Source organism: Comamonas sp. MYb21 (assembly GCF_037479395.1).
GTDB lineage: Bacteria > Pseudomonadota > Gammaproteobacteria > Burkholderiales > Burkholderiaceae_C > Comamonas.
This window is the reverse complement of record NZ_JBBGZC010000014.1, coordinates 15,148-27,178: the sequence shown is the minus strand read 5'-3', so window position 1 is coordinate 27,178 and position 12,031 is coordinate 15,148. Positions and strand designations below refer to the sequence as shown.

At 61.6% G+C, this 12,031-nt stretch carries 9 protein-coding genes; 6 read left to right on the top strand and 3 right to left on the bottom strand.

The window, feature by feature from the left end:
* Positions 1–44 precede the first annotated feature (44 nt).
* Complete coding sequence (locus WH367_RS19960) at positions 45–1,034, bottom strand: LysR family transcriptional regulator (RefSeq protein ID WP_339537405.1); 990 nt, start codon at positions 1,032–1,034, stop codon at positions 45–47.
* A gap of 42 nt (positions 1,035–1,076) precedes the next feature.
* Between WH367_RS19960 and WH367_RS19955 the strand changes: the two genes are divergently transcribed.
* Positions 1,077–2,090 carry an NAD(P)H-quinone oxidoreductase gene (locus tag WH367_RS19955; protein WP_339537480.1) on the top strand — a complete coding sequence of 338 codons (1,014 nt, stop codon included), beginning with the start codon at positions 1,077–1,079 and terminating at the stop codon, positions 2,088–2,090.
* A 15-nt stretch (positions 2,091–2,105) separates the two neighbouring features.
* A complete protein-coding gene (locus WH367_RS19950; RefSeq protein WP_339537404.1) occupies positions 2,106–3,314 on the top strand; it encodes an MFS transporter in 1,209 nt (402 codons plus the stop codon).
* 13 nt (positions 3,315–3,327) lie between these two features.
* Here WH367_RS19950 and WH367_RS19945 read toward each other — a convergent pair whose 3' ends face one another.
* Positions 3,328–3,693, bottom strand: a complete 366-nt coding sequence (locus tag WH367_RS19945) for a VOC family protein (protein WP_021025476.1) — start codon at positions 3,691–3,693, stop codon at positions 3,328–3,330.
* A gap of 386 nt (positions 3,694–4,079) precedes the next feature.
* Here WH367_RS19945 and WH367_RS19940 point away from each other — a divergent pair, with 386 nt between their 5' ends.
* Entirely contained in the window at positions 4,080–6,551 is a 2,472-nt protein-coding gene (locus WH367_RS19940; RefSeq protein WP_339537403.1) for a TonB-dependent siderophore receptor, read from the top strand.
* A 357-nt stretch (positions 6,552–6,908) separates the two neighbouring features.
* Positions 6,909–8,228, top strand: coding sequence for an Ig-like domain-containing protein (locus tag WH367_RS19935; protein ID WP_339537402.1), 1,320 nt, complete (start codon positions 6,909–6,911; stop codon positions 8,226–8,228).
* Positions 8,229–8,329: 101 nt separating this feature from the next.
* Here the strand turns inward: WH367_RS19935 and WH367_RS19930 are convergent, their stop codons facing one another.
* The gene (locus WH367_RS19930) at positions 8,330–9,076 is read right to left on the bottom strand and encodes a GntR family transcriptional regulator (protein WP_339537401.1); all 747 of its coding nucleotides are present in this window, start codon (positions 9,074–9,076) and stop codon (positions 8,330–8,332) included.
* A gap of 117 nt (positions 9,077–9,193) precedes the next feature.
* Between WH367_RS19930 and WH367_RS19925 the strand changes: the two genes are divergently transcribed.
* Both WH367_RS19925 and WH367_RS19920 read left to right on the top strand, forming a co-directional pair.
* The gene (locus WH367_RS19925; RefSeq protein ID WP_339537400.1) at positions 9,194–10,570 is read left to right on the top strand and encodes a class-II fumarase/aspartase family protein; all 1,377 of its coding nucleotides are present in this window, start codon (positions 9,194–9,196) and stop codon (positions 10,568–10,570) included.
* A gap of 22 nt (positions 10,571–10,592) precedes the next feature.
* On the top strand, positions 10,593–11,981 hold the full coding sequence (locus WH367_RS19920; RefSeq protein ID WP_339537399.1) for a cation:dicarboxylate symporter family transporter: 1,389 nt from the start codon (positions 10,593–10,595) through the stop codon (positions 11,979–11,981).
* Positions 11,982–12,031 lie beyond the last annotated feature (50 nt).

Here is a 12,031-nt window from a genome sequence, read left to right as displayed (position 1 = left end):
CTTGATGAGGTCCGCCATCTGGCGGGCCGCGCAGGCTGTTCAGCTCACACCGCCCAACGATGGGGCTCGCCGATAAAGCGCTTTAACTGCTCGGTGAACACGCGCAGTTTGGCACTGGGCTCCACTGGCGCGCGCAGCAGATGGATGTCGGAATGCAAGCAGGTGCTGTCGCCGGGGCCGGCAGTCAATTTCAGCAGATGCCCCGTGGCAATGTCGTTGCCCACTACCCAATCGGGTAACAGCGCAATGCCCACGCCCGCCAGCGCAGCCAAGCGCATGGCTTCAAAATCATCACAACGAAAAACGGCCTGGTCTGGCAAAACGCCATGTCCGAGAAAGTCAGACCAGCCCAGCAAATCTGCGCCATGCAGTTTATCGATGAGCTGGTAGCTTGGTAAATCGTCCAGGGATTTTGGTGCACCCACTGCGGAGATGTACAAAGGGCTGGCACACAGCGTACGGATTTGCGTGGCGATCTTGGTGGCGACCAGAGAACTGTCCGGAAGTTTGCCTATCCTTATCACCGCATCCAGGCGCTCAGCCACAGGATCTGCAAGCCGCTCTGTCAAATCCAGCTCCACGCGCAATTGGGGGTGGGTCTTGGCCAGCAAGGCCACCACAGGAATCACGTACCGCTTGCCGAAGGTGGGAAAGCAGGCCACGCGCAAAACACCATGGGCTCCACCACTCAGGGCCGCAATTTCCTGTTGCGCATCTGCCAACTCGTCCAGCACGCGCTTGGCTCTGACAAGCAGCGCAGCACCAGCCTCGGTCAAGGTGATGAGCCGCGTAGAGCGCCTGAAAACAGGCGTTCCAAGACGCGCTTCGAGCGTGTCAATGCTGCGCGTGATCGACGAGGGGGCGACCCCCATGCGCCGAGCTGCTGCGGAGAAGCTGCCTTCACGGGTAACGTGGACAAACACCTCCAGAAACTCAGCGATGCGCTCAGCGCCCATATTTGCATTTCCCGCAAAACCGTTAACGAATTCTGGCCAGTTATCACGCGGGGCCTGGCCCCGTACCATCGAATCCATTGTAGTTGAGCTGATTTCGCTCGAAGAAGGAGTCGCAAGTTGATGAAAGCCGTTGTTCAAAAAGTCTTTGGTGGTCCTGAGACGCTCCAGATCGAGGAATTGCCGATTCCAGAGGTACGGCCCCATGACCTGTTGGTGCGAGTCGGGGCCGCTGGCGTCAACCGGGCCGATGCCTTGCAACGCATGGGCCGCTATGGCCGGGCCAACTTTGGCGACTCCGAGCTGATGGGGCTGGAGGTCGCTGGCGAGGTGGTTGACCTTGGTGCATCCGTTTCGGGTTATCAAATAGGTGATCGGGTGATGGGGATCGTCGGTGGAGGGGCCTACGCCGAATTCGCCCGTATGGACCACAGGATGGCTATGCCTATTCCGCGCGGAATGGACGATGTGCGAGCAGCAGCGATTCCCGAGGTCTTTGTCACTGCCCATGAAGCGCTGTTTCACTTGGGCCGTCTCGAAGCGGATCAGTCCGTCCTGGTGCATGCCGCCGCTGGAGGGGTTGGCTCTGCTGCCGTGCAGCTCGCCCACTGCGCTGGTGCTCGCATCTTTGCCAGCACTTCCGCTGAGAAGCTGCAGCGCGTGTTGGCCTGGGGTGCAGATCGGGTCATCGACTACCGCGCCGAGAGCTTCCAGCAAGTGATCGACGCCGATACCGATGGCCAAGGCGTCAATCTGGTTGTGGACTTTATTGGTGCGCCGTATCTGGCCGCCAACATCCATTCGCTGGCCGAAGGCGGGCGAATGATCCAGGTGGGCATTCTCGGGGGCGGCAGCGGAGGTGAGTTGCCATTGGACCGTGTTCTCTACCGTCGTCTCTCCATCATGGGGACGGTGATGAAAAGCCGCTCGCTGGAGGAGAAGTGCGCCATGGTGGAACGCTTCTCAGAGCGTTGGCTAGCGCTGTTCGACGACGGAAGGCTGCATCCCGTTGTCGACAGTGTCTATGCACTTGAAGATGCGCAAGCGGCCCATCGCCGATTGGAATCCGGTCAGGCAGTCGGAAAAATAATCCTGTCGACGGCAGCGCTGGGAAATGACCGGCTGGCTCAAGAGTAGACGAGGGGAGCCTTCATGCCAAAAACCATTCTGCAAAAGGTTGACGCATGCATGCATCGTCACCAGCTGTTTGCAATGACCTGGTGCTGTGCATTTGCAGTATCTGCCATCTACTACCACCAGCCGCTGCTGCCACAAATGGCGGATACTTTTGGCGTTTCACTCGGCAGCGGAAGCTGGATCGCGACCATCACGCAACTCGGTTATGCGTTGGGCCTGCTGCTGTTTGTCCCTCTGGCGGATCGGATCGAGCCGCGCACTTTGGCCGCAAGAACCATCAGCGTCAATGCGCTTGCACTGCTGGCCTGCTCCTTGGCCCCCAGTTTTACCTGGTTGCTGATCGGCTGCGCCGTGGTCGGCATGACCGCGATCACCGCGCAAATCATCATACCGACGATGGTCAGCGCGTCTCCACCGGCAGCGCAGGGAAAGGTGATTGGTTCGCTGTTGGGTGGACTCTCGGCAGGGCTGTTGTTGGCCAGAATGCTGAGCGGCTATGGAGGCGCAGAGCTTGGCTGGCATGCCATTTTTGCAGTCGCTGCGGCGCTCAATGGCGTCATGCTTTTCATGGTGTGGCGCACGCTGCCCGTGATACATCCCCAGGCATCGGTGTCTTACGCAGGCCTGTTGAAATCCATGGTCGCCATGCTGCGAGAAGAACCCCTTATCCGCCTGGCATCTACCTCGGGTTTTTTGATGTTTGCCGCATTCAGTGCCCTCTGGGCCTCATTAGCCAGCATGCTTTCTCAGCCGCCTTACCATTTCAATCCTGCAGCCATTGGTGCGTTTGGATTTGTCGGCTTGGTGGGTTTGTTTGCTTCCAAGAAAATTGGCATGCTGGTCGACAGATTCGGCGCCCAAAGAACCATTCTTTATGGCTGCAGCCTTATCGCATTGGCCTATGTCTTTGTGGCCCTCTCCGGCTTGAGTCTGGCCTGGTTGGTGGTTGGCATGGTGTTGATGGATGTGGGAAATCGAGCCGGATTGGTGGCCAATCAATCCAGAATCTTTGCGACACATCCCGAGGCCAGGAACAGGACCAATACGATTTTCATGGTGTCCTATTTTCTAGGTGGTGCCGCAGGCGCTGCACTGGGTGGCTACAGCGCCCATGTAGATGGATGGCATGGCCTGGCACTCGTCGGTATAGCGCTTGCCGCCATTGCTGGGGTGATGAACTGGGTCGCTCAAGCCTCGTATGGCCGCAAGGTCTTGAAGGGTTGAGCTTGCGTGGTGCCTATCCCGCCCGGTATTGGCGGCTCGACACGCTGATCGCGTTGCCGTCCGGGTCCTTGGTGTTGGCAAAGGCGTAGCCATTGGCCTGGTGCACCGGGCCAAAATCCAGCCCCTTTGCGGCGGCCTTGGCCACAAACTGTTCGACATCGGCCACGCTGAAGGAGAGCTTGAGCACCGCGGAGCCAAACTTGAGGCTCTTGGCGGCCTGGTGGACCAGGATCTCCGCGCCGCCATGCAGAGGCTGGAGGGCGATCAGGCCATCGACCACGGCGCAGTCGGAGGCGTAACCAAAGTGCTCGACATAAAAGCGCGCCGTGCGTTGCATGTCTTTGGCGTAGATGAGCAGGGTGGTGAGCGCGATGGTCATGGCGGGCCATTATGGCAGTGCTGGCTGCGCCTGCGCCGGCGCGCGCACGGAGGCCGGTGACCCCTTGGGTGGTAGACCGGCACCCCTGCTCTGGATGCTTCACCAAACTGTTGCTGAAACGCCACTTATTAATATTGAGTATGAGACTGATTCGCATTTGAATAAGTATCATGGAGGCCGCTTTGGCCAGCGGCTGTCCCCAGCGCTGCCAGGCATTCGCGGATTTCAGGCGGTGTACAGCCCACGCCATCCACGCAGGAATCCATCTGACGGTGGCAGCGCCCAGTGTGCTGTGCGCTTTGGCAGCCTGCACTCCAAGCTTCGCACGCGCTTTGCAGCGCTGTCTCGTCCCGTCATCGCTTTTCATCGGACGAGAGCACTCTTTCATGTCTTCATTCACTTTCAAGCCGCGCCGCACCGTGCTGGCGCATGCGGCGGTCTGCCTGGGCCTGGCCCTGCACCTGCAGGCGACGATGGCGCAAACCGCCAGCTTCGATATTCCGGCGCAACCGCTCGCTAGCGCGCTTGCGCAATTTGCCCGGCAGGCGAATCTGCGCTTTAGCGCAGCGCCGGAGGCAGCGCAGGGCCGCCAGGCGCCAGCGCTGCAAGGAGCGCAGGATGTGTCGCAGGCTTTGCAGGCCTTGCTACAGGGATCGGGCCTCCAGGGCCGGGTGGAAGGGGGCGTGTTGATGGTGCAGGCAGCCGCGCCTGTGCCCGCTGGCACAGCATTGGCTGCCACAGCTCCGGCTGCCGCAGCTCCGGCTGCCGCAGCATCGGCTGCCTCCCCATCTGCAGCGGGAGGGGAAGTCACGCTGTCCGAAGTGACCGTGCGTAGCAACCAGCTTGGCGAGATCACCGAGGGCTCGGGCTCTTACACGCCTGGCGCTGTGGCAACGGCGACCCGCCTGGTGCTGACGCCGCGTGAGACGCCGCAGTCCGTCAGCGTGGTGACGCGTCAGGTGATGGATGACTTCCAGCTCCATTCGATTGACGATGTCATCAACCACACGCCGGGCGTGAGCATCGTGACCTACGACAGCGAGCGCACCGAGTACTACGCGCGCGGCTTTGCGATCCAGAACTTCCAGTACGACGGCATTCCGATGTCGCGCAACTCGGCCTATTCCGCGGGCAATACGCTGACCGATATGGCGATCTACGACCGGGTGGAAGTGCTCAAGGGGGCCACCGGGCTGCTGACTGGCAGTGGCGACCCGGGCGCCACCATCAACCTGGTGCGCAAGAAGCCAACCAAGGAATTCAGCGGCCATGCCAGCATCAGCGCCGGCAGCTACCAGAACTACCGGGGGGAGCTGGACGTCAGCGGCGCGCTCAACGACAGCGGCAGCATCCGCGCGCGCGGCGTTGCCACCTACCAGGACAAGCACTCGCAGCTCGATCGCTACGAGCGCAAGACGGGCGTGCTCTACGGCATCGTCGAGGTGGACCTGACGCCCCAAACGCTGCTGACGGTGGGCGCCGACCGCCAGGACAACAAGCCCACGGCATCGACCTGGGGCGGTATTCCCTTGCTCGATGCGAACGGCCATTTCAACGCCATGCCGCGCTCGTTCAACAACGGTGCCGACTGGAGCCATTGGGACCAGTACACGCGCACTACCTTTGCCACCTTGGAGCACAACTTTGACAGTGGCTGGGTCACCAAGCTGCAGCTCAACCACCAGATCAACGGCTACAACGCCAACCTGGGCGCTGCAGCCGGTGGCAACCCCGACCCGCTGACCGGTGCCGGCGTGCGCATGTGGCGAGGCCAGTACATTGGCCGCACCACCAGCGATGCGGCCGACCTGTATGCCAGTGGCCCCTTCTCGCTGCTGGGGCGCAGCCATGAACTGGTGGTGGGAGGCAGCCTGGCCAAGCGCCGTTGGAAAAACGATGGCTACTACAACGACAACAGCGGCTTTGACGGCGTGGTGGACAACTACTACCAGTGGAATGGCAAGGTGCCTGCCCCGGTCTGGAACAGTGCGCCCGATTACCGTGATGACGAGAGCACCTATGAGAACGGCCTCTACACCACGGCCCGCTGGAACCTGCGCGATGACTTGAAGCTCATCACGGGCGGGCGCCTGTCCAACTACAGAAACCGGGTGCAGGAGCAAAAGGAAAAGAATGTCTTTACGCCCTACCTGGGCGCCGTGTATGACCTGAACCAGAACTACTCGGTCTACGCCAGCTACAGCGGCATCTTCAAACCGCAGTCCTACCAGACCGAGCAGGGCCGCACCCTGGATCCGCTCGAGGGCAAGAACTATGAGCTCGGCGCCAAGGCCTCGTTCTTTGGCGGCCGGCTCAATGCCAGCGCTGCCGTGTTCCAGACCCTGCAGGACAACTATGCCGTGGAGAGCGGCGGCATCACCCCCAGCGGCAACCCCGCGTACAGGGCAATCCAGGGCGTCAAGACCCGGGGCTGGGAGGCGGAGGTGTCTGGCCAGATCACCCCTGCCTGGCAGATCCAGGCCGGTTACTCGCACAGCATTGCGCGCAAGGATGGCGAGCGTGTCTCCACCCTCACGCCCTCCAACCAGTTCAACCTCTACACCAGCTACAAGCTGGCCGGCAGCCTGAGCGGTTTGACCTTGGGCGGCGGCGCGCGCTGGCAGGACAAAACCTGGGGCAGCATCAGTGTGCCGACCGGTGGCAATGCCGTGCACACCGTGCAGAACTACTGGGTCTGGGACGCCATGGCCCGCTACGACTTCAACAAGCAGCTGTCCGCCTCGCTCAGCGTGAAGAACCTGTTTGACAAGAAGTACTACACCATCTTCAGCTGGTACAGCACCTACACCTGGGGCGAGCCGCGCACGGTCAATGTGAGCCTGAACTACAAGTTCTGAGCACTGCTGTAGTCAACGCATGCACCACCGGTCTGCAAAGGCGGGTGGTGCATTTTTCTGCGGGCAGGGGTGGCCTTGCGCAAGGCGGGTGACGCGCAGAAGTCTGCTGCTACATCAATGGCTGGCCACGGGATACATATCGGTCGGTGAAATGGAAACAAATAAATACATTTACACTGGGTGGTGTATGTGGTCTGCGCCACAAACCGCGACAAACCGGATGAAATGGTCATCGATTCACGTTATTTGACCTTCATCACGTGTTTCGTCATGCTTTGCTAAATAGACTTCGTCTTTTGCTTTATCGATGCGATCAAATGTATTGATAGTGCCTAATATGATTGCCAAGGAAGTGTTATGACTCGTCAGCGGAACGCCCGGAACATCGTTGTTTCCTCGGCCATGTTGCTGGCCACCTCCAGCCTCTTTGCCCAGGGGTTGATCACGGTGTACCAGAACGATTTTGAAACGCCCAATGCAGCGCAGTACGCGGCAGAGATTTGCAAGGATGGCGGTGGCACCCCGGCGAGTGGCAGTTACGGTACCTTCTCCCAGAATTACAGCGATCCGGCCAATGGCTTTTCGTTCGTCCAAGTCAAAACGGCCGATCGTCTGTGTACCAAGGCGCTCAACAATCCTACGGCCAATGCCAGCCACTCGCCGGTTTGGCAAGGCACTGGCTACGCCGATGATTCGCGGCCTTTGAACCGATTCACGGGTGGCATTGTTCGTCAGTCCGGTGACCATCAACACCGAGAGGCGGTGGGCCTGGTTTTTCCGACACAAGGCCAGCAGTTCATGGATCTGTCGATGGATTGGTCTGGGCTTGCCGTGCAGCTCGATGGTGCCAACCCCGCCAACCCTAACGACTTCTACAACAAGCTGTGGATCAACAGACCGGACAAAGACTACAGCGTCAAATTCCGTTTCTACCGGCTGGAAGCTGGTGACAGCTTTGTCTTGGTGGACAACGCGGCTGCGGAGTCCTCGGTGAATATCAATGCGGTGCCTGCCAGCCCTGTGCGCACGGAGGTGTTTTCTTTCTCCAGCGCTTCGCCCGATGGCCTGTCGTTTGAATGGCATGCGATGCACTATGCCCTGGATATGGCAAACATGGGTTTCAATAGTTCAAGTTCAACCCAGCGCCTGGGCGTGGTCTGGGAACTGGAGACTGACCAGTCCTATGCGGCCTTTGACAATATTCTGGTGACTGCCTCGCAGGTGCCAGCCGCCGAGGTGGTCAAGGGCGTTGATGATGAGCACAGCTTGCCCAATATCTCGGATGCCTTTGCGATTCCTGATGTCACCGCCAACGACTATGTGGAAGGCAGCGGCAGCGCCATCAACAAGGCATCGGTCCAGTTGTTGAGCGCTCCGCAGTATGGCGCGCTGAGCATTCCCGATCCCAGCCACCCCGAGCTGATTCTCTACACGCCCGATGGTGTGTACTTTGGCGATGTGACTTTCCAGTACAGGGTCTGTGACACGTCGACCCCTACGCCTGCCTGTACGACCGATCCTGTCACCGTCACCTTGCATATTCCTGCCAAGGTCACGCCACCTGAGCCGGCTGCGCCAACGCCCGTTCCCGGGCTGGCTGGTTGGGGCATTGGCTTGTTGTCGATGCTGACGCTGGGCCTGGCCGGGTTCTTCAGCAGAAAGCGCCACACTGCCTAGTGACCAAACCCTCTTCGGAGGGTTTTTTGTTGCCTGGGGGCAGCGGTGCATCGAGCGGGGCGTGGTGCAAAGAGACCCTGGCCCCCTTGCGAACGCTGCGCTCACTTCATCCGCTGCAGCCGCATCGACACCCGAAAGCGCTCGGCCGGGTGGGTGGTGATGCTGGCCTCGAACAGCTCGCCGTCCAGGTCCAGGTAGCGGCGCACAATCTTCAGCGCCGGCGCGCCCAGCGGCACTTCCAGCACCTGGGCCAGCGCCGCGTCATCGATCTGCACGGCCTGGATGTCCTGGCGGATTTCGGCAATCTGGCGGCCATAGCGCTCCTCGATCAGGCTGCTGATCAGCACGCCCGGGCTGGCGCGGACCAGCGCCCCAATGTCCTGGTACTGCGGGTCCACGTAGACATCGGTCCAGCCAATGGGCGGGGCCTTGCGGTCGCCTTCCAGACGCAGGCTGGAGATGCACAGCCAGCGCGCGCCGGGTGGGCATTCCAGCTCCTGCGCCAGGCTGGCGCTGGCCACGGTTTCTTCAATGCGCTGCACCTGGCGCAAATGCTCGGCGCCGAACTGCACCAGGTCATCTACCGAGGCGAGGGTGGGGCGGAACGGGTTCCTGGGCTTGGAGGCCTCCACGCGTGTGCCCACGTTCTTTTTGCGCGATACCAGGCCTCGCTCCTGCAGCGCTGTCAGCGCCGCACGCACAGTGTGGCGGCTCGTGTGGTAGTGCTCGCACAGCTCCAGCTCGGTGGGCAGCAGCGCCCCCACCGCGAAATGCCCGGAGGTGATGGCGTCGGTCAGGTGGTTGGCGATATCGCTGAAGTTCAGTTTGCGGGCGGTGGCGTCATTCATGGAGGCAAGGGTATACCCTGTAATGCATATGTCCGAACATATTTATAGTTCATATGTCCGGACATAATTAGTCCGGACATAGCATGTCATCTACTCTAACGCACTACAGCACCTACCATGAGCGCCACCTCCCTTCCTCTGTCCAGCACGGTTGTCGACTCCATCCTGTTCCGTGACGCCTTTGGCACCCAGAAGATGCGCGACATCTTCTCGGACCAGGCCCTGATCCAGCGCTATATCGATGTGGAGGTGGCCCTGGCCAAGGCCGAGGCGCGGGTGGGCGTGATCCCTGCCGATGCCGCCGAGGTGATCGCGCGCGAATCGCAGCTCTCACGCATCGACTTTGACCACATGCGCCATGAGACCGACATCGTGGGCTACCCCATCCTGCCGCTGGTGCACCAGCTGGTGGCGATGTGTGGCGAAGCCGGCCGCTATGTACACTGGGGCGCCACCACGCAGGACATCATGGACAGCGCCGTGGCGCTGCAGGTACGCGATGCAATCGACAGCATCGATGCCGATGTGCGCGAGCTGCGCGGCATCCTTGCCAACCTGGCCAAGAAGCACCGCGACACGCCGATGGCGGGCCGCACCCACCTGCAGCAGGCGCTGCCGGTGACCTTTGGCTATAAGGTCGCCATCTGGCTGGCCATGTTTGACCGCCACCAGCAGCGCCTGGCCGAGCTGCGCCCGCGTGTGGCGGTGGTTGAGTTTGCTGGCGCCGCTGGCACCCTGGCCTCGGTCGGCGAGCAGGGCTTTGCGATCCAGAAGGCGCTGGCTGAAGAGCTGGGCCTGGGCGTGCCTGCCACCACCTGGCATGTGGCCCGCGATGGCTTTGCAGAAACCATCAATCTGCTGGCGCTCATCACCGGATCGCTGGGCAAGATTGCGCTGGACATCATGATCATGGCCTCGACCGAGTTCGCCGAGGTGTATGAGCCCTTCGTCAAGGGCCGTGGCGCCAGCAGCACCATGCCGCAAAAGCGCAACCCCATCTCCAGCGAGCTGATGCTGGCCGCCTCCAAGGCCGTGCGCCAGCATGCCGGCCTGATGGTCGATGCCATGGTGCAGGACTTTGAACGTGCCACCGGCCCCTGGCATGCCGAGTGGATTGCCATCCCCGAGAGCTTTATCCTGAGCTCGGGCGCGCTGCACCAGGCCAAGTTTGCGCTGGGCGGCCTGATCGTCGATGAGGACCGCATGAAGCACAACCTGGGCATCAGCCGGGGCCTCATCGTGGCCGAGGCCGTGATGATGGGCATGGCCCCGCACATTGGCCGCCAGCAGGCGCACGATGTGGTGTACGACGCATGCCGCACCGTCAACGACAAGGGCGGCACCCTGGCCGAGGCGCTGGCCGCGCTGCCCGAGGTGACCGCGCACTTTGACCGCGCCACCATCGACCGCCTGACCGATCCGACCAACTACCTGGGCCTGGCGCCACAGATGGTGGACCGCGCGCTGGCCCTGTCGGCGCAGGTGCAGGCCTGAGGCTGCGGTGGAGGAGACAACAATGACGACTACCTCAACTCTGGCACCGGTGCGCAAACTGCCCCGGTACCGCAAGCTCGGCATGCAGGTGCTGGTATCCCTCTTGCTGGGCATTGCCGTGGGCTTTGTGTTCCCGGCCTTTGCATCCAAGCTCAAGCTGCTGGGCGACATGTTTTTGTCGCTGATCAAGGCCGGCGTGGCACCGCTGGTGTTTTTGACCATCGTGCACGGCATCGCATCGGCCGGCGATGTCAAAAGCGCGGGCCGCGTGGGCTGGCGCGCGATTGTCTATTTTGAGATCGTGTCCACCATCGCGCTGGTTGTGGGCTTGCTCGCGGGCAACCTGATCGAAATCGGCAAGGGCATGGCCCATGTGACGGCTAGCACGGCTGCGCCGGTGGCCAAGGCGGCAGCGCCCCAGGGCTTTTTGGAGTTCATGGCGCACATCGTGCCGGACAACTTTGTGGGCGCCTTTGCCAAGGGCGAGCTGCTGCAGGTGGTGGTGCTGGCCGTGATGGTGGGCATCGGTATCCTGGCCATCCCCGATGCGCGCCGCCAGCCCATCAATGCCGCGCTCGATGGTATCTCCGAAGTGCTGTTTGCCTTTATCAACCTGGTGATGAAGCTGGCACCCATCGGCACCTTTGGTGCGGTGGCCTACTCGGTCGGCAGCAATGGCACGGCAGTGCTGATTGCACTGGCGCAGTTCGTGCTGGGCTTTTATGTGCTGGTGGCGCTCTTCATCGCCGTGGTGATGGGGCTGGTGGCGCGCATTGCGGGCTTTAGCCTGTGGCGCTTTGTGCGCTACATCAAGGATGAGATCCTGATCGTGCTGGGCACGGCCTCGTCCGAGAGCGCACTGCCGCGCCTGCTGGTTAAGCTCGAGCGCCTGGGCTGCGCCAAGCAGACGGTGGGCCTGGTGCTGCCCACCGGCTATGCCTTCAACCTGGACGGCACCTCGCTCTTCATGGCCATGGGCGTGATGTTCATCTCGCATGCCTACGGCGTGCCCTTGAGCCTGGACCACCAGATCGGCATTCTGCTGCTGATGCTGCTCACCTCCAAGGGCGCAGCCACGGTCTCGGGCGGCTCGTTTGTGGTGTTTGCGGCCACCGTCACCTCCACCGGCATCCTGCCTGTGGAAGGCCTGGCCGTGATCTTTGGCGTGTACCGCTTTTTGTCGATGGCGATTGCCACCTGCAACACCCTGGGCAACAGCGTGGCGACGGTGGTGGTGGCCAAGTGGTCGGGCACCTTCGATGCGCAGGCGGCCGAGCGCCACCTGTACCCCGAGCGCTACCCGCAAACCCTGGCGGCCGACGAGGCGATGGAGGGCGGCAACCTGCTGGCCTCCGACGCCCACGACAGCGCTGCCAGCGCCGCCCTGCAACGCAGCCCCAGCGCAGGCTGAGCCCACTGAACCCCGGGGCATGCACCGCTGGTATGCCCGATGGAGACACA